Consider the following 26,276-nt stretch of genomic DNA (forward strand, 5'->3'; position numbering starts at 1 on the left):
TTGAGCCGTGGTCATCCTCTCCTCCGAATCGGCGACGGCAGCCGGCACCGGCGCGATGGAGCTGTTCCAGCTGCTGCGCGACGGCGTGCCCCGCACACGGGCACAGCTCGCCAAGTCGACGGGCCTGGCCAGGTCGACGATCGCGGCGCGCGTCGAGGAACTCATGCGAATGGGCCTCGTCATGCCGGTGGCGGATGCCGCCTCCACCGGCGGACGACCGCCGTCGCAGTTCGCGCTCAATCCGAGCGCCCGGGTGGTGCTCGGCGTCGACATCGGCGCCTCGCACGCCACGGTCGCGGTCATGGACCTCACGGGCGCGGTGCTCGCGAGCCGCTCGGAGCCGCTCGCGGTCACCGCGGGTCCTGAGGCGGTGCTGATGTGGACGGTGGAGTCGGCGCTCGGGCTCCTTCGGGACGTCGGCCGCGACGCCCGCGCTCTGGTGGCGATCGGCATCGGCGTGCCCGGACCCGTCGAGCATTCGACCGGCCAGCCGGTCAACCCGCCGATCATGCCCGGCTGGAACCGGTTCGACGTGCCCGGCTGGGTGCAGCAGCACCTGCAGGTTCCCGTGCTCGTCGACAACGACGTCAACATCATGGCGCTCGGCGAACGGTCCGCCGCCTGGCCCACCGCCGCGCACCTGATGTTCGTGAAGGTGGCGACCGGCATCGGCGCCGGGGTCATCTCGGGCGGCCGGCTGCAGCGCGGCGCCCAGGGCGTCGCCGGCGACATCGGCCACGTGCGGGTAGCCCGGGGCTCCGCGGTGCCCTGCCATTGCGGCAATCAGGGATGCCTCGAAGCCATCGCGTCCGGCCCTGCCATCGCGCGGGCGCTGCGCGAGCAGGGGGTGGCGGCCGACGACGGCGACGACGTCGTCGCGCTCGTGCAGCGGGGCAACCTCGACGCGATCCAGGCGGTGCGCCAGGCGGGGCGCGACATCGGCGAGGTGCTGACCGCCTGCGTCAGCCTCATGAACCCGTCGGTCATCGCCGTCGGCGGCTCCATGTCGCGCGTGGGCGAGCACCTCATCGCGGGCGTGCGCGAGGTGGTCTACACGCGATCCATGCCGCTGGCCACCGAGCATCTCGCGATCGTGCCGTCGGCCGCGGCCGAGAACGCCGCGGTGATCGGCGCCGGGATGCTGGCGATCGAGCATGCCCTGTCGCCCGAGGCCTTCCACTCGCTGGCCGGCTGACCGCTCGGGCGGCCCGGCGCACCGGCGACCGGCGCACCGCAACGTCGGGGATCCCCGCCTCGTCGGAGGATTCAGAACATCGGCTCCGAGCTGGTGAGGATCTCCGACGTTGCGGTGGGCGACGGTCTCGACGCGTGAAGGAACTTGTTACGAAATGCGACCAAAGCGTGTAACTTCTTGTCGGAAGCGGAGCCGTCGGTCGCCCAGGTCGATCCCGGCTCGCCCCGAGCCCAAGGAGCACGATGACGTCCCCCGACCCACGCGCACAGCATCCGAAGCGGATCAAGTGGAGCTACATGGATCACTGGCGGGCCAACGGTCCCGCCGGGCCCTACGACCAGTGGCAGTCGCGCCGTGCGATGACCCGTTTCCTCCGGCAGGTGGCGGCCGTCGGCTTCGACGCGATCGACACGTTCGACTTCCGGATCTGGCAGATCTACGAGCAGTACGGGTCCGTCGCGAACTACCAGGAATTCGTGCAGGAGCAGGGCCTCGAGCGCATCGTCAACACGTTCCACGGCGTGTACTACACGCCCGACCGCTACGCGCCCGAGGTTCCCGCCACCCACGGCACGATCCTCGACGACTTCAAGGTGACCATGGACCGCTGGTCCGGCATCCAGCTCGACAACATCATCGTGATGCCCGGATCCCGCTACTTCGACGAGGCCGGCGTGCCCGACGACGGGCTCAAGCACGCGGCCGACATCTGGGGGAAGGTCGGCGAGCTCACCCAGCAGTACGGCGTGAATCTCACCTGCCACCACGAGTTCTACGCCGGCATCCGCACCCGCGACCAGATCGACCGCTTCTACTCGTACGCCGACCCGCGGTACGTGAAGTTCTTCGTCGACACCGCGCAGCACTGCATCGCCGACGTCGACCCGGTCGACGTGTACGAGAAGCACCACGAGCGCGTCACGGGATTCCACTTCAAGGACACCCGCTTCAAGGACACCAACGAGGACTACAGGATGTTCCCGGATGCCGAGGTCTCGGCCAAGACGACGGAGAAATGGTTCTACGAGATGGGCACCGATGAGGGCCTGGTCGACTTCGAGTCGATGATGCGCTCGGTGCGCGATCACGGGTACTCCGGCTGGATCAGCGTGGAGCATGACAAGGCCGACAAGCTCGGCGGCGACTACTCCGAAAGCACCGCGATCGCGCGGTGGTACGCGAAGAACGTGCTCGACGGCATCTACGAGGAGCAGAGCGCATGACCGGCGCGAAGTGGGCGTACGCGCTCAACCAGTGGGACACCAACATCGACGCGTTCGTGCGCCGGCGCGAGCACGAGCGGGCGTTCAAGACCGTCTCGATCAGCGGGTTCTCGGCCGTCGAGCTCACTGCGGTGAGCTTCGGCGCCTGGGAACCGCTCGGCACCCCGCAGCAGATCGCCGATCTCTACGGCTCCCTCGAGCAGTTCAGAGACGTGCTGCGCTCGTGTGCGCTCGACGGCGTCTCGAGTTACGTGTACGACCCGTTCATCGGGTTCGACGTCGAGATGGGCCGGGGGTACGACCCCGTGCTGGAGACGAGCATCCCGAAGATCACCGAGACCGCCCGGTGGTTCGCGGGCGCACTGCGCGAGCTCGGGGGCGACGTGCTGGTCGTGCGACCGGCGGGCTCGGCCTGGCAGACGGGCCCCCTCGGCGATGAGCAGATCGAGGCCCTCGCGCGCTGCTGGAACGCGGTGGGCGCGGCGGTCGCGGAGGACGGGGTCGCGCTGGCGCTGCATTTCGACTTCCTGTCGGCACTGCGCCTCGACGACGGGCTCGAGCGGCTTCTCGACGCAACCGACCCCGAAGTGGTCGGAGTCGCTCTCGACACGGCCGAGTTCGCCATCGCCGGCATCGATCCCGTCGACTTCTCCACGCGGCACGCAGCGCGCGTGCGCCACGTGCAGCTCAAGGATGCTCGCGCCGTCGTCGACGACGAGGAGGCGCGCACGCCCCACGCGGAGCACTTCGTCCGCACGGAGGGCGGAAGCCGCGGCATCCTGCGCTGGTTCTTCGAGCCGACGGACGAGGGCGGCCTCGTGGACTTCGTGGCGTTCACCGAGGCGCTCGCCGAGCAGGGCTACTCCGGCTGGATCGTGGTCGAATCGGACCAGAGCCCCCACCCCGCCGAGAGTGCGATGGTGAGCGGCTGGTACGTGCAGAAGGTGCTCGCACCGATCCTCGACGGCGCCGAGGCGAAGGCGCCCGCCATCGCCTGACGGAGGACGGCTCAAGGTTCCCGGTCCACGGATCGGGGGCCTTGAGCGCTGTTGGTCAACGGCGCCCCGCCACAGCGGCGGAGATCGTCGCCCCGTCGGGCGATCCCCGCCGTTCCGCTCCGACGCTGCGGCGATCCCCGACGTTCGGGCGGGCCCCCAGGCCCCGCCACAGCGGCGGAGATCGTCGCCCCGTCGGGCGATCCCCGCCGTTCCGCTCCGACGCTGCGGCGATCCCCGACGTTGTGGCGCGAGTGCAGGCGGTGGGCGTCAGCGGGGCTCGAGGCCCGCGGCGCGGTAGATGTCGTCGACGACGCGCATGGTGCCGACGCCGCGCCGGGCGTCCAGGATGCTCGGGGACCCGTCGGCCAGCACGGCGACGAGGTGCTCCAGCTGGCGGGCGTAGCTGTTCTCGCTCTCCACGGCCTTGTCCTCGAGGAGCACGTTCTCTCCTGCGGTGACGCGCAGCGTCGCGCCCCACTGCGGCACGATCACGCTCGTCGCGACCAGTTCTGCCGCCGAACCCGCGACCCGCAGCGACATCGCCCCCTGGTCGTCCCCGATGAACGAGGAGCGCACCGTGGCCGGGGCGCCGGAGGGGAGCCGCAGCACGGCGTCGGTCTGCAGGTCGATCCGCGGGTCGTCGTCGGAGAGCACGGCGGTGGCCGACTCGACGACGGGATCGCCCCACGCGGCACGGATGAGGTCGACCGCGTAGCACCCGACATCCATGACGGCCCCGCCGCCGAGGTCTCCGTCCAGACGGATGTTGCCGGGCTTCACGACGAAGTGCGGGATGCTGAAGTCGATGTCGACGCGCTCGACGTCGCCCAGCACGCCCGAGGCGATCACCTGGAGCATGTTCTGTGTGAAGCCGTGCAGCCGGTAGTGGAAGCCGACGAACGCGCGCCGCCCCGTCGTCGCAGCGGCGTCCGCGATGGCTGCGGCCGTCGTGCCGTTGACCGAGAGCGGCTTCTCGCACAGCACGTGCTTTCCCGCCTGCAGCGCGCGGACCGCCCACTGGGCATGGGTGATCGGCGGGAGCGCGAGGTAGACGAGGTCGATGTCGGGGTCGCCCAGGATCGTCTCGTAGTCGCCGTGCTTGGGCAGATCGAGCCGCTCGGCGAAGGCCCGGGCGCGTTCCGGGTCTCGCGCGCCGATGGCGTCGACGCGGACCCCGTCGACGTCGTGCGAAGGCTCCACCATCGCGCGTTCGGCGATGCCGCCGGCACCCAGGATGCCGACCCTCAGCTCCGATGCCATGCTCAACCCTCCTGGTTGTAGTAGGGCCAGGGAAGGAAGCGGCGCTCGCCGCGGCGGTCGGGACCCTCGAGGGTCACCTCGCCGGTCGCGGCCCACTCGACGCCGCGCGGGAACATCCGGATGAACTCGATGCGGCGGAACGTGTCGATGTCGTGGCCGATCGTGATGGTGAACGACCGGCCTTCGCCGTATTCGTTGATCCACGCGATGGGCTGGTCGGTGTTCATGCCGTTCAGCGCGGCGATACCGCCCTCGGGGATGTCGACCGGGTAGTGCGACATCGGCCAGACCGGCGCCTTCTCGTAGGCCTCGAGATCGTCGAAGGTCGTCAGCAGCACCTGCGCGCCCTCGTAGAGGTCCACGCCCGTCAGGATGTCGTCGCCGGTGACGGTCCAGCGGGCGCTGATCCCCTCGGTGATCGGATGCCGCGGCTCCACCGTGTCGAGCTGCGCCTCGCCCCACGGGCGGGGGCGCAGACCCGTCTCGTACGCGCTGAGCTTCGCGCCGCGCATGACGTTGTATTCCTCGGGGTAGCCCCAGCGGTCCTCCTGCGCGGCGGAGCCGTGGAACCACACGATGCCCTTGCCGTCGTCGTGGACGAACTTCAGGATGGCGGCATCCGTCGCCTCTCCGAAGCCGACCGCCTTCTCGAAGAAGCCGTCACGACCCTCGAACACGACGATGAGGACGTCGTACTTGTCGATGACGTCGGCGCCGAGTCCGCGCGGGTCCTCGACGACTCGCACCTTGAAGCGCCCGGTGTCTTCGAGCAGCGTCGTGATCCACTGGTTGTGCAGACGGAAGCTGCGGTGCTCGTTGTCGTGCTCGCGGGTCATGTGCCCCGACAGGATCAGCACGTTCAGAACGTCGGTCATCGTCATCCTTCGTTTCGGTGCGGAGGCACGCCGAACGCCGGCCCTGGGGCCGGTCTCCAGGCGTCCCGCGTCAGTCGGTCTTGGTCGAGAAGGCGGCGTCGAACGCCGCCGCAGGCGGGGTGATGGCGTTGAGCTTGCGGACGAACGCGATGGCCTCGGGGGCACCGTCCAGGCGGTCCATGCCGGCGTCCTCCCACTCGATCGAGGTGGGTCCGTCGTAGCCGATCGCGTTGAGCGCGCGGAACAGCGGCTCCCACGGCACCGCGCCGTGGCCGGTGGACACGAACGTCCAGCCCCGACGCGGGTTCGCCCAGGGCAGGTGCGATCCCAGCACGCCGTTGCGCCCGTCGAGGTTCGTGATCGACTCCTTGACGTGCACGTGGAAGATGTCATCGGCGAAGTCGAGGACGAAGGCCACCGGGTCGAGCTGCTGCCACATGAAGTGCGACGGGTCGAAGTTCAGGCCGAAGCTCTTGCGATGCCCGATGGCGTCGAGCGTCGCCTTGGCCGTCCAGTAGTCGTACGCGATCTCGGACGGGTGCACCTCGAGGCCGAACCGCACACCGACCTCCTCGAACACGTCGAGGATCGGGTTCCACCGGTCGGCGAAGTCCTGGTAGCCGGCGGCGATCCACTCGTCGGAGGCCGGCGGGAACATCGCGACCGCCTTCCAGATCGACGAGCCCGTGAAGCCGTTGACCGTCTTCACGCCCAGCTTCGCGGCGAACCGGGCCGTGTTCTTCATGTCCTCGGCGGCCCGCTGACGAACGCCTTCCGGCTCGCCGTCGCCCCACACGCGGGCGGGCAGGATGTCTTTGTGCCGCGCGTCGATGGGGTCGTCGCACACGGCCTGGCCGGTGAGATGGTTCGAGATCGCCCAGACCTTCAGGCCGTTGCGCTCGAGGATGTCCTTGCGGGACTGCACGTAGTCGTCGTCGTCCCAGCGCGAGACGTCGATGTGGTCGCCCCAGCAGGCGATCTCGAGGCCGTCGAAGCCCCACTCGCCGGCGAGTCGTGCGACCTCCTCGAACGGCAGATCGGCCCACTGGCCTGTGAAGAGGGTGATCGGACGAGGCATCCAAGCTCCTTTGCTTTGTTGTTGCTATAAACCTATCCGGCGATCCGCGTGGAGCAACCGTCAGCCGGCGGTCGTCGCCGCGACCGCCGACCCGACGCGCACCCAGCCCGAGCCGTTCTCGGAACTCTCCTCCACAGCCGCCAGCACGCGCTGCACCGACAGGCCCTCGGCGAACGAGGGATGCGGGTCGCTGCCTTCGGCGACCGCGGTCACGAGATCGACGACCTGGTGGCTGAAGCCGTGCTCGTAGCCGAGCATGTGACCGGCGGGCCACCACGCCGAGACATACGGATGCTGCGCCTCGGTGACGAGGATGCGGGTGAAGCCCTGCGTGACCTCCGGCGCCGTGCGGTCGTAGAACCACAGCGTGTTGAGGTCTTCGAGGTCGAAGCGCAGGGCGCCCTTGTCGCCCGACACCTCGATGGACAGGTCGTTCTTGCGCCCGGTGGCGAAGCGCGTCGCCTCGAACGAGACGAGGGCTCCGGTGGACAGGCGGCCCGTGAAGATCGCGATGTCGTCGACGGTGACCTCGCCGTAACCCTCCGCCGCCGTGCCCGACAGTCCCGAGCCCGAACCCTGGAGCGGCCGCTCCTTCACGATCGTGTCGATCACGCCCGAGACCGCGGTCACGTCCAGTCCCGTCACGAACTGCGTCATGTCGATGATGTGCGCGCCGATGTCGCCGAGCGCCCCCGACCCGGCGTGCTCCTTCTGCAGGCGCCACGCCAGCGGCATCTCGGGGTCGACCAGCCAGTCCTGACGATAGGCCGCACGCACCTGGGCGATCTTCCCCACGGCGCCCTGGGCGATGAGGTCGCGCAGGAAGGTGACCGCCGGCACGCGGCGGTAGGTGAAGCCCACCATGGAGCGGATGCCGCGCGCCGCGGCGCGGGCGGCGGCATCGGCCATCGCCTCGGCCTCGGCCACGGTGTTGGCGAGGGGCTTCTCGCACAGCACGTGCTTGCCCGCCTCGAGCGCGGCGATGGCGATCTCGGCATGCGAGTCGCCCGGGGTGACGATGTCGACGATGTCGATGTCGTCTCGCGCGATGACCTCGCGCCAGTCCGTCGCCGACTCCTGCCAGCCCCACTGGGCCGCGGCATCCGCCACCGCCTCGGCGTTGCGCCCCACGACGACGGTCATCTCGACGTCGTCCGGCAGCGAGAAGACGCGCGGCGCCTGCCGCCAGCCCACCGAGTGCGCGGCGCCCATGAAGCCGTAGCCGATCATGGCCACCCGGAGCGTCATGCGAGCACGACCTCGCGCTCGACGGGAACGCGGTTGGTGACGTAGCGGCCGGGACCGCCGTTCACGCCCGGCATGATCTGCATGTAGAGCAGACGCATGGTGAGCACGACCTCGACCGTGAGCTTCTCACCGGGCTCCGGCGCGCGGCCCAGGTCGATCACGACCTCGGGCTTGTCGGCGACGAACCACAGCGTCTCGGACTGCTCGGGCAGCTCTTCGATGCGGTAGCTCTTGCCCTGGAGCTCGAAGCGCAGGGAGTCCTTAGGGATCTCGGCGCCGTTGACGGATGCCGCGACATCGTCGACCGCCGAGAGCCAGAGGCTCCGGTACCAGGGCAGCTGAACCGAGACGGCGATGCCGCTGTCGGTGCGGCGGACGTCCTTCTCGGAGAACAGGGAGTTGTGGGTTGCCATGGCTGATCCTCAGGCGTAGGTGTCGGTGAAGGTCTCGTGCGGCACCGGCGGGGCGGGCTCGAGCTTCTGCACCGTCTGCGGGCTGTACGGGTGGTTGGTCGAGGGGACCGGCTCGTCGGCCGGCGGCATGAAGACGGGCTTGCCGTCGTCGCCGAAGTACATGAGGTCGAGGTCGAACGCGCCCTGGTTCTTCAGGCCGAAGCTCACCCAGTTCTCCTCGAACGGGGCACGGGCCAGCTCGTAGCAGCGGAACTTCCAGAACTTCCACTCGCCGTCCTGCTTGAGGAAGTCGATCGCGTACTTGCACCACACCCAGTGGGCCCAGACTTTCTTGCCGAGCACCTCGTCCGGGGAGTACATGTCGGGGAACGCCTCGGCCACCTTCGGGTCGGTGAGGCCGGACTCGGTGCCCGCCATGAGCCAGACGCCCTTGGCGGTCCTGCCGTCGGCGGCGACCTCGATGACGGGCGTCGTGGTGGCGTGCAGGATGAGCTTGCCCTCGGGGTGCGGGCGGTCGCGGTGGTACCGCGTCACGCTCTCCCACGTCGTGTACTGTCCGGCGTTGGTGTAGCGCGCGCGGATGCCCTCCGTGCCCTCCTTCACCCACAACGGGATGATCTGCTCGTCCTCGAAGGCGTTGTGGAGGTGCATGTAGCGGTTGAACAGGTTCTCGACCTGACCGCGGTCCTCGGCGCGCTGGGCCAGCCGCTGGGCGGCAGCCAGCTGCTCGCGGAGGTCGGCGAGATCGGCGGCGAGCTGCGCGACCGAGATGTCGGTGGTGGTGTCAGACATCGGCGGTCTCCTTCGACTGCTCGGCGACGGTGTCTTCGATGGCCTTGCGCATGAGAGTGTGCTGCTTCTTCACGACGTCGATCGGGTCGACCACGCCGAGGTCGACGAAGGCGTGACCCTCCCACTCGCTGGACAGATACCCCTGGTAGCCGCCCACGACGAACTGCTTCACGATGCGCGGGATGTCCATCGCCGGCTCGTCGCCGTTCTCGTCGATGTCGTAGAACTTCGCGTGCACGTGGAAGATCTGCGGCATGATGTCGAGCCATTCCTCCGGCGGCACGAGCCCGTGCATGTTGAACGCGAGGCGCGTGTGCGGCCCGAAACCGACCGGGTCGACACCCTCGCCGATCAGGTAGTCCTCGAACTTCTGGTTGCGCTCGTTCATCGGCATCGGCTCGTGCCAGATCTCGTCCATCACCGCGAAGTGCTTCGGATCCATGCCCATCAGCTCGAGCTGGTCCAGCAGCAGCGGAGACAGCGAGTGCATGGTCGACGAGAAGTCGGCGGTGAAGCCGAGGCGCTCCGACTGCAGCTCGTCGTACATCTCGCGCATCTGCACGACGGCCGGATTGTTCGGCCCGGATGGCGCGTGGATCTCGTAGCCGAGGTACTGGTCGTACTTCTCCGCGAGCGGCAGGAGGCTGCGCAGCAGCTCCTTGCCGTGCGAGCGGATGACGACCTTCTTGAAGCCCAGCGTGTGCGCGGTCTTCAGCTGCCGGGCGAGGAAGTCGTGCTCCTCGTCGGGCGTCATGTCGCGGTCCTTGCGGCGGCCCATGTCGAGGTTCGTGCCGACGGCGCTCGCCTCCAGGCCGTACTTCTCGAGGGAGTCGAACCAGAGCTTCACGAACTCCTGGTCGACGTCGGGGTACGTGCGCAGCAGCTGCGCGATGTTGAACTCGACGCCCGGGCCGATGCCCTCCTCGGCGACGGCGGCGATGAGGGTCTCGGGCGTGTAGAGGCCCGCGGCGAACTCGCTCGTCAGGGAGTACAGCGTCGTGCCGAGCTTGATGCCGGTGCCGGCGATGCCGTCCTGGTCGGTCATGCGGATGCTCCTTGCGTGGTGGGGAGCCAGGCGGCGAGCTGGGCCCGCGCCTCGCTGAGGTCTGTGGTCATGCGCGAGCCGGCGGCGGCGGCGGCGGAGCGCTGCACGGCCTGCTCGTCACGGATGATGTCGAACGGCGACTGCCAGTGGTTCCAGTGCCATCCCTCGTACTCGCTGGAGATCGCACCGTTGTAGCCGTTCTCCACGAGCAGGCGGATGAGGTCGCGCACCGGCACGGACGGCTCCTCGTGCTGGTCGTCGATGCCGAAGAACTTGCCGTGCACGTGCTTGATCCACGGGAAGATCTCGAGCCAGTCGTCCACGCGCGCGGGGCCGAACAGGCCGGTCGCGTTGATGCCCATGTCGATCCCGAGGTCGGGGCGACCGTGCTGCGCGGCGAGGCCGATGAACCGGCCGAAGCGCTGACCGTGCTCGGCCTGGTCGGCGGGCGGGCCCTGCCGGTAGAACTCGTCCCACAGGCCCGTGACCGCTGCCAGCAGCTCCTCCGACGCGCCGCGGCGGCGGTAGGCCTCGATGAGCGAGGGGGCGAAGCCCGAGACGGTGGCGCCCCAGTCCATCGTGAATCCCAGGAACGGCGAGCCGACCTTGTCGTAGCGGTCGCGCAGCGCCAGGATGCGCGGGTGGGAGGCGTACTGGTCGGCGTGCACCTCGAGCGCGAGCGTGACGCCGTACTCCTCGGCGATGGGAGCGAGGGCCTCCATGGAGTCGGGCGTGATCGAGATCTGCACGCGGGCGATGGGGAAGCCGAGCTTCGCCGCGGCCGCGATCTGCCGGCGCATGTACTCCAGCAGCTCGTCCTGCGTGAGCAGGCGGTCGCGGTGGATGCCGATGTCGGCGTTGACCGCGAGCGAGGTCGTGACGAGCCCCGTCTCGGCGATGAGGTCCTTGAACCAGCCGGCGTAGTGGTCGTCGATCTCGGGGAAGCCCCGGAAGCTGGAGAACCCGATGATCTCCAGGCCGGGGCCGAAGCCCTCGGCCGCCGTCTTGCGGATGAGGCCCTCGAGGTCGTACTCGCGGCCGTGGAAGGCCCGGGTGAAGCTGTAGAGCGTCACACCCTGGATGGGCGTGCCCTTCGTGTCGGGGGCGCTCATGCCGCCACCGCCTTCCGTGCGGTCATGGTCTTGGCGTCGCGCTCCTCGATGTGGAGAACCTCGTCGGCGCCGATGACGATGTAGGGGATGTAGAGGACCAGACCGACCTCCACCTTGTGCTCGGCATCGCCCGCGAGGGGGATGTCGCCCGACAGCACCGCGGAGTCGGCGGGGAACCACCACTCCTCGGTGTTCGGGACGAGCTCGGCCAATGTGAAGGTACGGCCGTTCATCTCCCAGCGGAGCGACTCGGCCGGCGCCTCGACGCCGTCGACGGTGAGGGTCGCGCCGCCGATGCACGAAGCGGGCAGCGCGCGGTACCACGGCAGGCGAACCTCGACCGCAGCACGGGTGCCGTCGGTCGTGAGCGTTCCCTGCTCGATGATGCGATCGGGGATCACGTCAACTCCTGACTACTTTGTCCTTGTTTCTACACTCTAATGTCTGAATCAGACAGAAGCAAGATCGCGCACGATCTTCCTGGCGCCGCGCACGCTGAGCGCGACGGACGTGACGGTCGGGTTGCATGCCGTCGCGGTCGGGATGACGCCGTTGCCGGCGACGAAGAGCCCGGGAACGCCCCACACCTCGCTGTCGGGTCCGCACACGCTCGTGCCGTCGTCGGCCTCGCCCATGCGCGTGGTGCCCTGGTAGTGCAGCGACGACCCGAGGGGCAACGTGAACGGGCGCGAGTCGAGCGGGTCGCCGATCGCCTCCCCCAGACGCACGATCTCGGCGCGCGCTCGTTCGATGACCTCGTGGTCGCGATCGGTGAGCGTGTAGTGGATGCGGGGAGCCGGCATCCCGTAGGCGTCGAGGTCGGCATCGTCGAACTCGACCCGGTCGTCGGCCTGCAGGTCCTTGGCGCAGAACAGCCCGAGCCCGACGATCGAGCCGGGAACGACGGGGTCGTCCTCGGCGAGCGGGATGGGCGAGGCATCCAGCTGCATCACCTGGCCGTGGAAGGGCACGTCGTCGGTGAACGGCACCCAGCTCACGCCGCTGTACTCGGCGAGACCCGTCGTCGGGGCGTCGGCCCCGAGCGTCTCGACGCCGCGCAGCCGGGACGCGAAGACCACCTGCGCCTGATCGTTGAGGTACCGCCCGAGAGCGGCGGGACGGATGCCGGAGGCCCACAGCAGCTGCGGAGTGCGCAAGGCGTCGGCGGCGACGACGACGAATCGGGCGGCCACCTCGTGCGTCTCGTCGGAGCGGAGGTCGCGCACCCGCACGCCGGCCGCGCGCCCGTCGCGGACGAGCACGGCGGTGACGAGGGATTCGTCGAAGAGCGAGAAGGCCGGGTTCTCGCGCGTGACGTCACCCAGCACGACGTCCGATCCCGACCACACGAGACGGCCGTCCTCGCGGCGGTGCGCGGCGAGCGGCATCCGCTGCACCTTCGTCTCCGCGGTGCGCCCCTCGTCGACCGCCCTCGCGAGGCGCTCGCGGACGATCTCGCCGAACGGTGCGGCGTCGAACGCGTTCGTGGTCACCCCCAGGAGCCGGTCGCCCTCTGCGAGGAGCTCGTCGAAATCCTGCAGGAAGCCGATGCGCTCGCTGCCGCCCGGTCGCGGGCAGGCGCCGGTCCAGTGCGCGGACATGCCGCCGACGTTGCTCGACATCGCGACGACGGGGAGTCCGTCTTCGCCGGGGAACCGGTAGCCGTCCTGGAGCAGGAACGTCCCCGGGCGCGCGGCTCTCACGCCGGCCTTCGCAGCTCCGGGGTTGGCGACCTTCGCGCCCCGCTCCCCCGGCCCCTCGGAGGCGGCCTGCGCACGAGCACGCGCCTCAGGGTCGGCGATGTTCTTGACGTGCGCGCCCGGCGGGTCGGTGATCGTGGGACCGACCTCGAACATCGCGATGGTCGTTCGGGGCGCCTGCTCGCTCAGGATCCGCGCGTAGGCGGCTCCGGTCGGACCGGAGCCGACGATGGCGACGTCGACGGCCTCGGGGTACCTCGTCACGCCGAGGCCGCCAGCTCGCGGATGAGGGCGACGGATGCCTCGGACTCCTGCGTCGGGTAGTACTCGAGGCCGATCGGGCCGTCGTAGCCGGCGGAGCGGAGGAGGCCGAGGCGCTCCGCCCAGTCCAGCCGTCCCGATCCGGGTTCGCCGCGACCGGGGGTGTCGGCGAGCTGGACGTATTTGATGAGCCCGCCGGCGTTCGCGAGCTCCGCCGCCATGTCCTCACCCTCGACCGCGGAGTGGTAGATGTCGTAGAGCACCCCGAAGAAGGGCGAGTCGACGCCGCGGGCGACATACACGGCCTCGGCCGTGCGGTCCAGGAGCGAGCCGGGGTGGTCCACCCGCACGTTCACCGGCTCGAGCACGAGCGTGATGCCCGAACCTTCGATCTGCTGCGTCGCCTGCTGGTAGATCTCGATGAGCTTGTCGAGCTGCACCTGGCGCTTCCAGCCGCCGAAGCCCGTGCCGCTGCCGACGACGATGCGCGGGCAGCCGAGGTCCTGGGCGATGGCGACGCCCTCGTCGAGCTTGCGGTAGAACTCCGAGTGGTCCCACGGCGGGATCATGAACTGCGTGCGAGGCTCCGACAGCTGCGCGGTCAGCTGCGTGCCGGTCTCTTCGAGCGCGGCCTTCAGTGCGGGGAGGTCCTTGGGCGCTGCCGGGGCATCGACGCCGGTGGGGCCCCACATCTCGACGGCGGTGAAGCCGGCCGCGGCGGCGGCGCGCACACGGTCGTGGTAGTCGCCGGCCTCGGTGAAGAGCAGCTCGATATTGGGTGCGAGTAGGTACATGACGTCTCCGGTCGGTGTTTCGTTTGAGGTGGGCGACGTGCGGATGCTTCTCAGCCGTCCGCTCGACGATCCGGCCGCCCCCGAATCGGTGCCGCGACGTCAGCCCTTCAGGCCTCCGCCGAAACCCTGGATGAACTTCTTCTGCGCGAACATGTAGAACAGCAGGATCGGGATCATCGAGATGATCACGACGGCGAAGATCTTGTTCCACGCCGAGACCAGTCCGCCGACGTAGGTGTACATCGCGACGGGCAGCGTCTGGGTGGTCGATCCGCCCAGGAAGATCAGCGAGTTGAAGAAGTCGTTCCAGACGATCAGGCCCGCCAGGATCGCCACGGTTCCCGTCGCGGGCGCCATGAGCGGAAGGACGACCCGGAAGAATGCCTGCGTCGGCGAGGCGCCGTCGATGACCGCGGCCTCCTCGTACTCCGCCGTGAGCCCCCGGAAGAAGCTCGCGTAGAGGAAGACCGACAGCGGCATCAGGATGCCGATCCACAGCAGGATCATGCCGATCGCGTTGCCGGTGAGACCGACAGAGCGCGCCCCGATGTACAGCGGGACGGTCCCCAGCTGGGCGGGGAGGGTGATGGCGATCAGCACGAGGTAGAAGGTCAGGTTCGTCCACGTGCGCGTCCGCCGGGTGATGACGTACGCGGCCACCGAGCCGAACAGGACGAGGCCCACGATGGCGCCGCCGGTGATGATGACGCTGTTCAGGATGCTCATCGGGATGCTGTTGCGGCCGCCGGTGGTGAGCACCTCGACGAACGCGGTGAAGTCCAGCGACGACGGCGGCGTGAGCGCGCTCGTGGTGAGCGCCTCCTGGTCGGTCTTGAACGCCGTGGAGACGAGGAAGTACAAGGGCAGCAGCCCGAGGAGGGTGACGACCCAGATCGCGACCTCGCGGACCGCGGTGAGCTTGGTGTAGCGGAACATGTCAGGCGGCCCTTCCGACGGCGTCGCGGTCGCGCGTGGCGTACTGTTGGAGGATGGCGAAGACGAGGATGATGACCGTCAGCACGAGCGCCAGCGCCGAGCCGAAGCCGAACTGGCCGAGCGAGAAGGCCTGCTTGTAGACCTGCGTCGCGAGCGTCTCAGTGGCACCGGCTGGGCCCCCGCCGGTGAGGGCGAAGATCTGGTCGAAGATGCGCAGGCCCTGGATGACGCCGAGCGTCGTGGCGATGGCGATCGAAGGGCGGATGGCGGGCACCGTGACGTTCCAGAACCGCTGCCAGATATTGGCGCCGTCCAGCGCAGCCGCCTCCTCGATCTCGATCGGAACCGACGCGAGGCCGGCGAGGTAGATGACCATGACGAAGCCGGTCTGCTGCCAGACCACGGTGAGGAGGATCGCCCAGATGGACCAGGTGGGGTCGGCGAGCCAGACCTTCTGCCAGGATTCCAGCCCGATCGCCGCGAGGAAGCCGTTGAGCGGCCCGTTGAACTGGAAGATGAACTTCCACACATAGGCCACCGCCAGCGGGCTCAGCACCACGGGGAGGAAGAGGAGGGTGCGGAGGATGTACCGCGTCTTGAGGGTGCGGTTGATCGCGAGGGCGAAGCCCAGCCCGAGGATGTTGGTCAGGATCACCGACGCGAACGCCAGGAACAGCGTGTTGACCACGGCGCCGACCATCAGCGGGTCGTTGAAGATCCGCACGAAGTTGTCGAGGCCGATGAACTCCCAGTCCCCGAGGCCCGTCCAGTTGGTGAAGGCGAAGAAGCCGCCGGTGAGGGTCGCGACATAGTGCACCGCGATCACGAGGATGATCGCGGGCAGCGCCCACCACCAGTGCCCGTAGCTGATCAGCGGCTTGCGGCCGCGCGGCCGGGCAGTGCGGCGTGCTTCAGGAGGCACCGTGAGGGTGCGAGTGGCATCGCGTTCGATCGTCACTGTCATCTGCTCTCTGACCTCGTCGTCACGCGCCGCGACTTCGGCGACGCTCATGCCAGGTTCACACACTTGCGTCGAAAGCACACATTAGTTTCAGCGATATCGGATATAAGTGGGGCGTGCCTATCTGGCGTCCGATCTTCGACGGAGGCATGGGCGCTCCCGGGAGCCCGCCGCAACGTCGGAGATCGTCACAACGTCGGAGCCGAGCGGCGGCGACCTTCCGATGGGGCGGGGATCTCCGACCCTGTGGTGGGGTGGGGATCGGCAGGCCAGCGGGTCAGCTGATCGCGGAGGCGGCGCGACCGTCGGGCGAGATCTTCGCTCCGATGACCGAGGTGTTCGAGCCCTCCGCCGAGCCGCTGCCCGCGGGGCTGGCGGGGCCAGTGACCGTGCTCCGGGAGAACCGCCCCTGACCGGCCCGATTCTGCGGATCAGCGGGGCTATTGCGCCGTATAAACGATACTAATGTCGAAAACCGGCGAATGTGTGTCAGAGTGAACTCGCGGCCAGCGGCCGAGCCAGCAGCCCGAACAGCTGGCGACAACGAAGTCACGAAAGGGTCGAAATGCCACAGCACACAGCTTCCCGGCTCCGGTGGCCGCTCCTTGCGGCACCGCTTGCGGGAGTCCTCATCCTCGCCGGCTGCTCCGGCAGCGGCGACAACGGCGGTGACAGCAACGACGACGGTGGCGACACCGCCGCCGGCTTCAGCGTCATGGTCGCCCAGGCGAACGACCAGGACGACTACTACGCCAAGACTCTCAAGGCCTACTCCGACGAGACGGGCGTCGAGATCGAGGTAATCCCCTACCCCTCCGACGCGTACAACACCCAGGTGACCACGCAGCTGCAGGCGGGCAACGCCGCCGACGTGATGATCCTGGCTCCCGGAACGGGACAGCCGATCTCGGTGGTGAACCTCGCCGAGGCGGGATTCCTCGAGCCCCTCGACGAGACCTCGGCGGGCATCATCCCGCCCGGGTCCGAGGCGGAGTACAGCGTCGACGACGAGGTGTACGCGCAGCCGACGGCACTGGCGCCCGTCGGCCTCGTCTACAACGCCCCGGCCGCCGAAGAGGTCGGCATCGACGAGTATCCCGCCAGCTACGAGGACCTCCTCAAGGCGTGCACCACGGCGCGCGACGGCGGCAAGACCTTCACCGTCCTGGCCGGCGGCGTGCCGTTCAACACGGGGCTGTTCTCCATGCTCGTGTCGGCGACCCGCGTCTACGCGGAGAACCCCGACTGGAACGAGCAGCGTGCAGCCGGTGACGTCACCTTCGCCGACAGCGGCTGGCGCGAGGTGCTCGAGGACGTCATCGAGATGAACGACGGCGGATGCTTCCAGGACGGCGTCGCCGGCGGCACCTTCGACACCATCACGCAGGGCGTCGGCGGTCAGACCTCGCTGACGGCCGCCGTTCCCGGGTCGGCGGCGGCGTCGATCAGCAAGGGTGCCGGCATCGAGCTCAACGTGCAGGCCTTCCCGCCGGCCGACGGTCAGAAGGCCTACACGCTCGCCTCGGCGAACTACGCGTGGGCCATCAACGCTTCGTCCGACGACGACGTGAAGGCTTCGGCGCAGGAGTTCCTCGACTGGGTGGCGCAGCCCGAGCAGTCGAAGGCCTTCGCCGACCTCTCCGGCTTCGTGCCGATCACCGGCGCTACGGCCGACAACCTGCTCCCCGAGTACGAGCCGATCGGCGACCTGCTCGAGAACGGCGACTACACGGGTCTGCCCAGCGCCACGTGGCCCAACCCGAAGGTCTACGACACGCTCGGCACGGGCGTCCAGGCCCTGCTGACCGGTCAGAAGACCGTCGACCAGGTGCTCGACGAGATGGACGCGGCCTGGGACAGCTGAACCAGGACTGATCAAGGGTGAAGATGCCGCCCGGGGCTTCGGCCCCGGGCGGCATTGCCGTCGGGCTCGGCGTGCCGCCCGCCCCCGCCCCGCCTCGCTTGCCTCAGGCGGGGCAACACGCGGAATGGCCCCCGCGATCCCGCGTGTCGCGACCCCCGAGACCGGCGTTCCCCGTCGCCCGTCCCGCGCCACACCTCGAACGTCGTAGGAAGGAACCGACATGGAACGATCGCCGCGCGTGAGCCGCCTGCTCGCCGACATGACCGATGCCGAGAAGCTCGGCCAGCTGCAGATCGTCTTCCGCCCGAAGCACGAGGACGCCGCCCGGCTGGTGCGCGAGGGGCTCGGGTCCGTCTTCTGGCCGCCCTCGGCGGCCGCGACGAACGCGCTGCAGCGCGTGGCCGTCGAGGAGACCCGGCTCGGCATCCCCCTTCTCGTCGGCCTCGATGTGATCCACGGGCAGCGCACCATCGCACCGGTGCCCCTCGCGCAGGCCGCGAGCTTCGACCGCGGCATGGTCCGCGAGCTCGCCGCCCTCGCTGCCGCGGAGGCGCGATCGGGCGGCGTGACCTGGACCTTCTCGCCCATGGCCGACATCTCGCGCGACCCCCGATGGGGGCGCGTTGTCGAGGGCTTCGGCGAAGACGTGCACCTCGCCGTGACCCTGACGCGCGCCATGGTGCGGGGCTACCAGGGCGACGACCTCTCGTCGCCGACCGCGATCGCGGCGACCGCGAAGCACTTCGTCGCTTACGGGGCGCCCGAAGGCGGCCGCGACTACGCGGGCGTGGACGCCTCGGACCATCAGCTGCGCAACGTGTGGCTCGAGCCCTTCCGTGCCGCGGTCGACGAGGGCGCGGCAGCCGTCATGGCCGCTTTCAACACGGTCGCCGGTGTGCCGATGCACGCGAACCGACGCCTGCTGACGGGTGTCCTGAAGGACGAGTGGGGATTCCCGGGGGTTGTGGTGGGCGACGCCGACGGAGTGCGCAACCTGGTCCCGCACCGCGTGGCCGAGGGCGTCGAGGATGCGGTGGCTCTCGCCTTCCACGCCGGCCTCGACATCGAGATGGGGGGCGCGCCCGCCGACCTGGACGACGCGGCGCGGGCCCGTCTGGACCCCGGGCGCGTCGACGACGCGGTCGCGCGCGTGCTCGCCATGAAGGAGCGCCTCGGCCTCTTCGAGCGCCCGTACGTCGATGAGGAAGCCGAGGTCACCGAGCCCACCGCGAGCTCGCGGGCGCTCGTCCGCCGCGCGGCCGCCCGGTCGTCGGTGCTGCTCAAGAACGACGGCACCCTGCCACTGGGGTCACCGCGACGCGTGCTGCTCGCCGGCCCGTACGCCGACTCGACCGACCACCTCGGGGCATGGACGCAGTACTTCGGCGCGCGAGCGGGGAGCATCGCCGACGAGTTCCGAACCCGCCGGCCCGAGATCGAGCTGGAGGTTCTCCGCGGCGTCGAGTTCCTCGCCGGCGACGACACCGGCATCCGCTCCGTCGTCGATGCCGCCCGACGAGCCGACCTCGCGATCCTCTGCGTCGGCGAGCCCAGCGCGCTGTCCGGCGAGGCGGCATCGCGGAGCGACATCCGGCTGCCCGGGCGGCAGGAGGATCTGATCCGCGCGGTCGCCGGCTGCGGCATCCCGTTCGCCGTGGTGCTCGAGGCCGGCCGCCCGCTCGTCGTGGACGACTGGATCGAGCTCGCACCGAGTGTGCTGGCGGCGTGGCACGGCGGCACCGAGTCGGCAGCGGCGATCGTCGACATGCTCGTGGGAGACGCCGAGCCCGCCGGCCGTCTTCCGATGTCGTGGCCGCGGGCGGTGGGGCAGATCCCCGTCCACTACGCGCACGAGAACACCGGTCGTCCCGCGGCCACCGGCGGCCGGCTCACCACCGAAGAGACCGACGTCGGCCTGCACGGCCCCGACAACGTCCAGGACAAGTTCACCTCGAAGTACCTCGACCTCGAACTCGGGCCTCGGTTCTCCTTCGGCCACGGCTCGGGCTACGCGACCTTCGACCACGCCGAACCGCGCCTGTCGCGCGCCGAGATCGCCCAGGCCGAGCTCGGCGAGCCCGTGGCGCTCGAGGTCGCCGTGACCAACACGTCCGCCCGGAGCGGCGACGAGGTCGTGCAGGTCTTCGTCGAAGACGTCGTCGCGAGCGTCGCACCTCCCGTCCGTCGCCTCGTCGCATTCGAGCGCCGCACCATCGACGCCGACGAGACCGCGGTCTTCTCGTTCACCATCGGCCGCGAGCAGCTGGGCTTCTGGACGACGGATGCTGCGACCCCGGCGTTCGTCGTGGAGCCCGGGCTCTTCCGGTTCCACGTGGGTTCCACCCTCGCGACGACCCAGGCCGTCGAGCTCCGGGTGCGCTGACGCCGTGTCTCGGTCGCTTCGCTCCTTCGCGCGGCCTCCGTCCTTGGTTCCGGCGCGTCAGCGCAGCGGGCGGTAGCGGAAGTCGCGGAACCGCACCGAGCCCGTCCCCGCGGCGTAGAGCGCGGGCCGGAGGCTCAGCAGGTCGCCCATCGTGTTGGCGTGGTAGCCCGACGTCTCGTAGCGGATCGCGTGGCGCACCCACTCGCCGCCCGGCTCGCGGTACCAGCCGGTGACGATGTGCTGATCGTTGCGGATCCGCAATTGCAGCCGCCGGGAGGCGGGGGCGGGTTCGCGCCAGTGCGTGACGTGCCCGCCCGAGTAGCTCCGCATGCGTTCCCCGTCGATGCCCATGCCGCAGAACAGCCGGTCGTTGAAGAACAGCAGGAGGCCGCCCTCGGCCTCCTCGCCGAGGAGCTCGACGTCGACCTCGACCTCGTACGTGTGGTCTCCGGTCAGCAGCGCGAGCGGCGAGCTGCCGCCGGGTCCGGCGCCCTTAGCGGCGACGACGAGCCCGTCGTCGAGCGCAAGGCGGGATGCCTCGCCGGGCGACGGCGCGTGGAACGTCCAGCGCTCGCCCAGCCGCAGGGTCGAGAAGTCGTCCGCGAACGCGGTCGAGGCGCGCTGGGACGCGGCGCCTGCCGGCGCTTCCAGCTCGCCGCCGATGTCGTCGAGCGCGCCGACGGGCCAGCCGTCGCCGGACCAGCCGATCGGCTCGAGGAGGATCTGGCGGCCCAGCGTGCGGTAGCCGTTCTCGTAGCCGTGCGAGACCATCCACCAGTCGTCGCCTGCGGGGCCGGGCACCATCGTCGCGTGCCCGCGCGACCACCAGGCGTGCGCGGCATCCGTCGTCCTCGCCACCGGGTTGTGCGGGCTGTTCTCCCACGGCCCATGCACCGACCGCGACCGGGCGACGATGACCATGTGACCGGTGGCCGGGCCAGCGGTGCCGCCGACGGCGCTCACGAGGTAGAACCATTCGCCGCGACGGAAGAGCTTCGGCCCTTCGAGCGCGTACGCCTCGGTGATCCACTCGTCGGGGTAACGCCATCCGTCGTACACCTGCTGGAGCTCGCCGATGGTCCCGAGGCCGTCGTCGGTGAGCCGGATGCGACGGATGCCGTTCACGAAGAGGTAGCGTCGGCCGTCCTCTCCGACGACGTGGCCCGGGTCGATCGCCCACCGGATGCCCAGGTCGATCGGCTGCGACCACGGGCCTTCCATCGAGTCCGCGTGGATGACGAAGACCGCGGGCGCTTCGAGTTCCGACCACGGGGCCGGAATGAACGGGATGTAGATGAAGAAGCGCCCGTCGTGCTCGGCGATGTCGACCGCGAACGTGCTGCCCAGCGGTTCGGGAAGCGCCGCGCACTCGTACGTCCAGTTGACGAGATCGCGCGAGCGGTAGAGCAGCAGGCCGGGTGCCGACTCGAACGACGAGTACGTCATCCAGTACTCGTCGCCGACCTTGATCACGGCGGGATCCGGCCGGTCCCCGCCGAGGACGGGGTTGACGAAGGTCGGCCTAAGCATCGGTCACCTGCTCGGCGGTGCTCCGCCGGGGCCGCGATGTCTGATCGGTGCGTGAGCGCGCCGCTGCCGTCCACTCGGCGACGACGGGCGACCCCGCGAACCGCTCGGCGATCAGCAGGTATCCGGCGGGGCTGGGATGCAGCCCATCGGGCAGCTCCTGGAGGTCGCCCTCGCCGAGGAGGTCCAGTCCGTCCAGGTAGAACAGCGCAGCGTCGTCCGAGGCGCGTCTCTGGACGATCTCGCGGAGGATCTCGCGCACCGAGCGCAGGGTGAGTGGCGGCTCGAAGAAGTCGGGCGTCCGGCTCGGTGTTCCGCGCCGCTCACCGGTGTCGGGGTCGGTGACGGTGGGGCCCGGTGTGTCTTCGTGCATCGGGCAGATGATCGGCGAGATCACGAGGATCGGGGTCGCCGGAGCGCCGTCGCGGATCGTGTCGAGGAATCCGTGCACGGCCGGGATGAACGTGCGTCGCTTCATCGTGTCGCCACCGACGATGTTGATTCCGATCTTGAGGCTGAGGAGGTCGGCCCCCGAACCGCGCATCGCCCGCGCCGTGAACTGATCCAGATGGGCGTTCGCGGCGAAGCCCAGATTGGTGACGTCGAGACCGAGATGGTCGCCGGCCGCCACCGGCCATACTCCGCGAGGGGTGTCCGCCTCGATGCAGTGGCTGATGGAACTGCCGTGGTGCCACCAGCGAAGCCGATCGAGGGGCTCGGCCTGCCGAAGCGGCGCATCGGCGCGCACATCGCGGATCTCCACGGTGTCCGTATGCGGCAGCCACACCACGACGCGGCGCTCATCGGCACCCGTTCCCCCGAGCTCGAACCGCACCACCGCCGGCTCGCCCATCACGAATCGCGGCTCGCCGGGTTCCGCCAAGTGCAGCTCGGAACCGCCGGTCACGCGCGCGTCCGTGAGCGGCTCGCCGTCGACGGTCGCCGAGAACACAGCCCGGTGCACGTGCTCGGGAACCCACGGCAGATACAGACCGGTCGTCTGCACGGTGAGCTCGATCCACGTCGCCGCGGTCCGGAACTCGCAGCGCACGCCGGACGCCTGCTCGGCCGCGAACCGCATCCAGTCCGAGTCGGACTGCGCTCGCGCGCTCAAGGGCAATCGCAACGGCGTGAGCCCCGTCGCGCTCACGTCGACGTCGACGACGCCGCGCAGGCTCGCCCGCACCAGGTCGGCGGTGTCTGGATTCATGTCATTCCTTCGGAAAATGCGCCGGCACCGCTCGCCGCGACCCGCGCGACGTCGCGTTGCGCCGCGATGATGCGGTCTTCGAGATCGTCGGTCTCCGCGCCGAGACCGTGGGCGTCGAGGTGCTCGACCGTGCCCGCGAGGCCCTCCTCGACCGACACCCGCGGCGCGAACTCGGGGATGTCGCGGAGGATCTTGTCGGCGCTGAAGAGCATGTTGTGCGCGAACACCTTCGTCGCGAAGAGGAAGCGCTGCGGGTCGATGGCTTCGAGCACGTCGGACGGTACGCCGACCTGGTCGACCTCGCGCCCGAGCACGCGCATCATCGCCTTGTGGAACTCCTCCCACGTCGTGTGGGTCGGGTGCACCAGGTGGTAGGTCTGCCCGATGCAGCGCTCCCTGCCGAGCGCCCCCGCGAACGCGAGGGCGGCATCGTCGACGTGCAGGAGGTGATGCGTGGCGCGTCCGTCGCCGACCTTGAGGAGAGGCTTGCCCGTGCGGATGCGCGTGACCCACGTGTCGTCGATGCCGATCTGGCGCAGCGCGCGCTTCGGACCATACGTCGTCGACGGGCGCATGATCGTCACCGGGAACCCCGACACGTAGTGCGCCTCGAGGTATAGCCGCTCGGCTTCCGCCTTCGCCGACGCGTACGGCACGGTGGGTCGCACCGGATGATCCTCGGTGACCGGAAGCCAGTCGAAGGTCTCGCCGAGCACCGTGACGGTGGACGTGTGGATGACGTGGCCGACGTCGCGGAACGCGCGAAGGCTCGAGCGCACGTCATCGGGCGTGAAGGCGATCATGTCGATCGCGGCGTCGAAGCCGCCCGCCCGCACGGCGGATTCGAATCGCTCGGTGTCGCGCCGGTCGACGGTGATCGTCCGCACGCCGTAGCGAGCATCCGCGGTGACGCCCCGGTTGACGCACGTGACGTCGTGCCCCTGTTCGACGAGGACCCGAACGATGCTCGTGGAGATGTTCCCCGTCCCGCCGACGACGACGACCTTCACGACCGCCCCCGCATCCACGCCGCGATCGCCTCCACGGTGGGAAGGGCGGTCGGGTCGGCCGGCTCGTTGATGTGGCCGTGGTCGGCGCCCTGCTCCAGGTGCAGCGACACCGCGACACCGGCCTCATCCAGCTGCCGCGCGAACGCCTCGCCCGAGGGCCGGAGGCCGTCGTGCTCGCAGACGACGATCAGGGCCGGCGGGAATCCCGCCACCGGCCCGAGTGCGGGGAACGCGTGAGGATTCCGCAGGCCCGCTTCCGACCCCGCGAAGTTGTACGCGAGGGCGCCGTGGGGAGACTCCGGATCGACGTCGCTCGACGCTTCGGGACTGTTCGGGTGCACCACGGGGTAGACGAGCACGAGCCCGGCGGGACCCTGCTCAGAGGCATCCCGCAGCCGCGCCGTCGCACCCGCGGTCAGGTTGCCACCGGCGCTCGCGCCGCCGAGCATCAGCGACGAGCCGGGCACGCCGAACAGCTCGTCCGCGTTCGCCAGCGCGTGGCGCCACGCGGTGAGCACATCGTCAGAAGGCTCCGGGAAATGGAGGTCGCCGAGGCACTTGACGTAGTCCACGGCGAGCACCGGAATGCCGCGCGCGGCCAGTTCGAGCGCGACCCAGTTCGACTCCGGCATGTCGAGGTGCCCGCCGATGAAGGCGCCGCCGTGCACCCACACGAGAGCGCGACCGGATGCTTCGGCCGAGGCATCCGTGTACAGTCGCGCCGGCACCGCACGCGCATCGCCCTCGATCGCGATGTCGCGCGTCTCGACGTTCGCGAGGCGCGGGAAGCGGCGCTGCAGCGAGTTCGTGTCGACGTCGGGGCGGGGGTCGGCCGGTTCGCCCTGCTCGCGGAACATCCGGAGCACCTCGGGCAGCGGCAGCGTGCGGAAGTCGACCTCGGTGTCAGACATGGGCCGCCTGCACCGCTCGCATGGAGGCGCGGATGAGGTCGTGCTGCTTGCGAACCAGCAGCAGCGGGTCGACCTCGCCGAGCTCGGCGAAGGCGTGCCCCTCCCACTCGCTCGACCAGTAGCCGCGGTAGCCGCCTTCGACGAAGACCCGGACGAGCTCGGGGTAGTCGATCGCCGGCTCCTGGCCGTTCTCGTCGATGTCGTAGAACTTCGTGTGCACGTGCAGGATCTGCGGCATGATGTCGGCCCAGTCCCGGGGATCGACGTGGCCGTGCATGTTGAACGCCAGGTGCGCGAACGAGCCCAGACGGCCCGGGTCGAAATCGCGGGCCTGCAGATAGGCGATGAACTCCTGCTGCCGCTCGCGCATCGACGCGTCGGTGGCCCAGATCTCCTGCAGCCGCTTGATCGCCTCGTCGTCGAGACCGGCACGGCGCACGGCGCGCAGCAACGTGGGCGACATGGCGTGCATCGTCGACGAGAAGTCGGCGACGAACCCCAGAAGCGGTGAGTCGAGGTCGGCGTAGACGTCGCGCACCTTCACGATCTCGGGCGAGTTCGGGCCCATCGGCGCGTGGATCTCGTACGCGAGCTTGAGGTCGAGACTCTCGGCGACAGGCAGCAGGCGGCGCAGCAGCTCCGGCTTCGCAGACTGGATGCGCACGAGCGGGAAGCCGAGCTTCTTGGCGCCCTGGAACAGCAGCTCGCTGAACTCGAACTCCTCGTCGGGCGTCATGTCGCGATCGCGGCGGCGCCCCATGTCGAGGTTCGCACCGAACGAGCTGGCGTCGAAACCGTGGCGGTCGAACGCGGCTCGCCACTGCGCGACGAAGTCGTGCGAGACGACGGGGTACGTCGGCAGCACCTGCGACGCCACGATCTCGATGCCCGGTCCGATGCCGAGCTCCGCCACGCGGTCGAGGAGTCCGTCGAAGTCGTACCACCCGGCGCGGAACTCCGCACTCGCGGAGTACAGCGTGAGGCCGAGCTGGAAGGGGTCGTCGTCCGACGCCGGCGGCGGGGGCGCGATGCCGGTCGCGATCGCCAAGGGCGCAGCATCCGTCTCCGTCACCGTCAGCGTGAACGACTGCCGCACGATGTTCGGCACGTACATGCCGGGTCCGCCGTCCTGGCCGGGCGCGATCTGCATGTACGGCAGGCGCAGCTCGCCGAAGATCTCGACCTCGTGCTCTTCGCCGAGCGCGACCGGCTGGTCGCGACGGACGATGAGGAGCGGATGCTGCTGCAGGAACCACAGCTCATCGCTCTGGTCGGGCAGCTCGGCGATGGCGTACCGGGTGCCGCCGAGTTCGAAGGCGAGGTCGTCGGCCGGGATCTCCGTGCCGTCGACGGTGACGCGGAGGGTCGAGACCGACGAGAGCCACAGGCTGCGATACCAGGGGATGGTGAGCTTCAGCGCGAGCCCGTCCGGGTGCGGGCGGAGGCTGTCTTCGGCGATGAGTCCGTTGGGCATCGTCTT

Annotated in this window: 24 protein-coding genes; 6 read left to right on the top strand and 18 right to left on the bottom strand. The window is 69.6% G+C overall.

Translation table 11 applies throughout. The features are described 5' to 3' along the window. The first annotated feature begins 55 nt into the window (after positions 1–55). The 3 genes from ACN9MP_RS17545 (at position 56) to ACN9MP_RS17555 (ending at position 3,416) form a co-directional block, all read left to right on the top strand. Positions 56–1,195, top strand: coding sequence for an ROK family transcriptional regulator (locus tag ACN9MP_RS17545; protein WP_426326106.1), 1,140 nt, complete (start codon positions 56–58; stop codon positions 1,193–1,195). A 242-nt stretch (positions 1,196–1,437) separates the two neighbouring features. Continuing rightward, positions 1,438–2,418, top strand: coding sequence for a sugar phosphate isomerase/epimerase family protein (locus ACN9MP_RS17550; protein ID WP_426322318.1), 981 nt, complete (start codon positions 1,438–1,440; stop codon positions 2,416–2,418). Next, entirely contained in the window at positions 2,415–3,416 is a 1,002-nt protein-coding gene (locus ACN9MP_RS17555; protein ID WP_426322320.1) for a sugar phosphate isomerase/epimerase family protein, read from the top strand. The genes ACN9MP_RS17550 and ACN9MP_RS17555 overlap by 4 nt, the downstream gene beginning before the upstream one ends. A gap of 267 nt (positions 3,417–3,683) precedes the next feature. On the opposite strand, the gene ACN9MP_RS17560 is transcribed toward ACN9MP_RS17555, so the two are convergent. The 13 genes from ACN9MP_RS17560 to ACN9MP_RS17620 form a co-directional block, all read right to left on the bottom strand. Beyond that, positions 3,684–4,676 carry a Gfo/Idh/MocA family protein gene (locus ACN9MP_RS17560; protein WP_426322322.1) on the bottom strand — a complete coding sequence of 331 codons (993 nt, stop codon included), beginning with the start codon at positions 4,674–4,676 and terminating at the stop codon, positions 3,684–3,686. Between the two features lie 2 nt (positions 4,677–4,678). Continuing rightward, the gene (locus tag ACN9MP_RS17565; RefSeq protein WP_426322324.1) at positions 4,679–5,551 is read right to left on the bottom strand and encodes a ThuA domain-containing protein; all 873 of its coding nucleotides are present in this window, start codon (positions 5,549–5,551) and stop codon (positions 4,679–4,681) included. A gap of 70 nt (positions 5,552–5,621) precedes the next feature. After that, a complete protein-coding gene (locus tag ACN9MP_RS17570; RefSeq protein WP_426322325.1) occupies positions 5,622–6,629 on the bottom strand; it encodes a sugar phosphate isomerase/epimerase family protein in 1,008 nt (335 codons plus the stop codon). 60 nt (positions 6,630–6,689) lie between these two features. Continuing rightward, positions 6,690–7,877 carry a Gfo/Idh/MocA family protein gene (locus ACN9MP_RS17575; RefSeq protein WP_426322327.1) on the bottom strand — a complete coding sequence of 396 codons (1,188 nt, stop codon included), beginning with the start codon at positions 7,875–7,877 and terminating at the stop codon, positions 6,690–6,692. After that, complete coding sequence (locus ACN9MP_RS17580; protein ID WP_426322329.1) at positions 7,874–8,290, bottom strand: C-glycoside deglycosidase beta subunit domain-containing protein; 417 nt, start codon at positions 8,288–8,290, stop codon at positions 7,874–7,876. Before ACN9MP_RS17580 ends, ACN9MP_RS17575 begins: the two co-directional genes overlap by 4 nt. Positions 8,291–8,299: 9 nt before the next feature. Further along, the gene (locus ACN9MP_RS17585; protein WP_426322331.1) at positions 8,300–9,082 is read right to left on the bottom strand and encodes a nuclear transport factor 2 family protein; all 783 of its coding nucleotides are present in this window, start codon (positions 9,080–9,082) and stop codon (positions 8,300–8,302) included. Then, positions 9,075–10,127: a sugar phosphate isomerase/epimerase family protein gene (locus ACN9MP_RS17590; RefSeq protein ID WP_426322333.1), complete on the bottom strand. Its 1,053-nt coding sequence runs from the start codon at positions 10,125–10,127 to the stop codon at positions 9,075–9,077. The genes ACN9MP_RS17585 and ACN9MP_RS17590 overlap by 8 nt, the downstream gene beginning before the upstream one ends. Next, positions 10,124–11,239: a sugar phosphate isomerase/epimerase family protein gene (locus ACN9MP_RS17595; protein WP_426322335.1), complete on the bottom strand. Its 1,116-nt coding sequence runs from the start codon at positions 11,237–11,239 to the stop codon at positions 10,124–10,126. The genes ACN9MP_RS17590 and ACN9MP_RS17595 overlap by 4 nt, the downstream gene beginning before the upstream one ends. After that, a complete protein-coding gene (locus tag ACN9MP_RS17600) occupies positions 11,236–11,640 on the bottom strand; it encodes a C-glycoside deglycosidase beta subunit domain-containing protein (RefSeq protein WP_426322337.1) in 405 nt (134 codons plus the stop codon). Before ACN9MP_RS17600 ends, ACN9MP_RS17595 begins: the two co-directional genes overlap by 4 nt. 48 nt (positions 11,641–11,688) lie before the next feature. Next, entirely contained in the window at positions 11,689–13,203 is a 1,515-nt protein-coding gene (locus ACN9MP_RS17605; RefSeq protein ID WP_426322338.1) for a GMC oxidoreductase, read from the bottom strand. Then, positions 13,200–13,994 (bottom strand): TIM barrel protein, encoded by a 795-nt coding sequence (locus ACN9MP_RS17610; RefSeq protein ID WP_426322340.1) that lies wholly within the window; start codon positions 13,992–13,994, stop codon positions 13,200–13,202. The genes ACN9MP_RS17605 and ACN9MP_RS17610 overlap by 4 nt, the downstream gene beginning before the upstream one ends. Before the next feature lie 99 nt (positions 13,995–14,093). Beyond that, positions 14,094–14,930, bottom strand: coding sequence for a carbohydrate ABC transporter permease (locus ACN9MP_RS17615; protein ID WP_426322342.1), 837 nt, complete (start codon positions 14,928–14,930; stop codon positions 14,094–14,096). A 1-nt stretch (position 14,931) separates the two neighbouring features. Beyond that, positions 14,932–15,894: a carbohydrate ABC transporter permease gene (locus ACN9MP_RS17620; RefSeq protein WP_426326108.1), complete on the bottom strand. Its 963-nt coding sequence runs from the start codon at positions 15,892–15,894 to the stop codon at positions 14,932–14,934. A 251-nt stretch (positions 15,895–16,145) separates the two neighbouring features. Between ACN9MP_RS17620 and ACN9MP_RS17625 the strand changes: the two genes are divergently transcribed. The 3 genes from ACN9MP_RS17625 to ACN9MP_RS17635 all read left to right on the top strand — a co-directional run bounded on the left by ACN9MP_RS17625 (position 16,146) and on the right by ACN9MP_RS17635 (position 20,138). Beyond that, positions 16,146–16,304, top strand: a complete 159-nt coding sequence (locus ACN9MP_RS17625; protein ID WP_426322344.1) for a hypothetical protein — start codon at positions 16,146–16,148, stop codon at positions 16,302–16,304. Positions 16,305–16,456: 152 nt separating this feature from the next. Next, positions 16,457–17,755 carry an ABC transporter substrate-binding protein gene (locus ACN9MP_RS17630; RefSeq protein WP_426322346.1) on the top strand — a complete coding sequence of 433 codons (1,299 nt, stop codon included), beginning with the start codon at positions 16,457–16,459 and terminating at the stop codon, positions 17,753–17,755. A 220-nt stretch (positions 17,756–17,975) separates the two neighbouring features. Continuing rightward, positions 17,976–20,138 carry a glycoside hydrolase family 3 N-terminal domain-containing protein gene (locus tag ACN9MP_RS17635; RefSeq protein ID WP_426322347.1) on the top strand — a complete coding sequence of 721 codons (2,163 nt, stop codon included), beginning with the start codon at positions 17,976–17,978 and terminating at the stop codon, positions 20,136–20,138. Positions 20,139–20,195: 57 nt separating this feature from the next. On the opposite strand, the gene ACN9MP_RS17640 is transcribed toward ACN9MP_RS17635, so the two are convergent. From ACN9MP_RS17640 to ACN9MP_RS17660, 5 genes are read right to left on the bottom strand one after another with little or no spacing between them, the layout of a single operon-like run. Beyond that, positions 20,196–21,668 carry a family 43 glycosylhydrolase gene (locus ACN9MP_RS17640; RefSeq protein WP_426322349.1) on the bottom strand — a complete coding sequence of 491 codons (1,473 nt, stop codon included), beginning with the start codon at positions 21,666–21,668 and terminating at the stop codon, positions 20,196–20,198. Beyond that, positions 21,661–22,875 (bottom strand): GDSL-type esterase/lipase family protein, encoded by a 1,215-nt coding sequence (locus tag ACN9MP_RS17645; protein WP_426322351.1) that lies wholly within the window; start codon positions 22,873–22,875, stop codon positions 21,661–21,663. The genes ACN9MP_RS17640 and ACN9MP_RS17645 overlap by 8 nt, the downstream gene beginning before the upstream one ends. After that, positions 22,872–23,903 (bottom strand): NAD-dependent epimerase/dehydratase family protein, encoded by a 1,032-nt coding sequence (locus tag ACN9MP_RS17650; protein WP_426322352.1) that lies wholly within the window; start codon positions 23,901–23,903, stop codon positions 22,872–22,874. Before ACN9MP_RS17650 ends, ACN9MP_RS17645 begins: the two co-directional genes overlap by 4 nt. Then, positions 23,882–24,796, bottom strand: a complete 915-nt coding sequence (locus ACN9MP_RS17655; RefSeq protein ID WP_426322354.1) for an alpha/beta hydrolase — start codon at positions 24,794–24,796, stop codon at positions 23,882–23,884. The genes ACN9MP_RS17650 and ACN9MP_RS17655 overlap by 22 nt, the downstream gene beginning before the upstream one ends. Continuing rightward, entirely contained in the window at positions 24,789–26,270 is a 1,482-nt protein-coding gene (locus ACN9MP_RS17660; RefSeq protein WP_426322356.1) for a C-glycoside deglycosidase beta subunit domain-containing protein, read from the bottom strand. Before ACN9MP_RS17660 ends, ACN9MP_RS17655 begins: the two co-directional genes overlap by 8 nt. Positions 26,271–26,276 lie beyond the last annotated feature (6 nt).

This window comes from Microbacterium sp. E-13 (assembly GCF_049912955.1).
Taxonomy (GTDB): domain Bacteria; phylum Actinomycetota; class Actinomycetes; order Actinomycetales; family Microbacteriaceae; genus Microbacterium.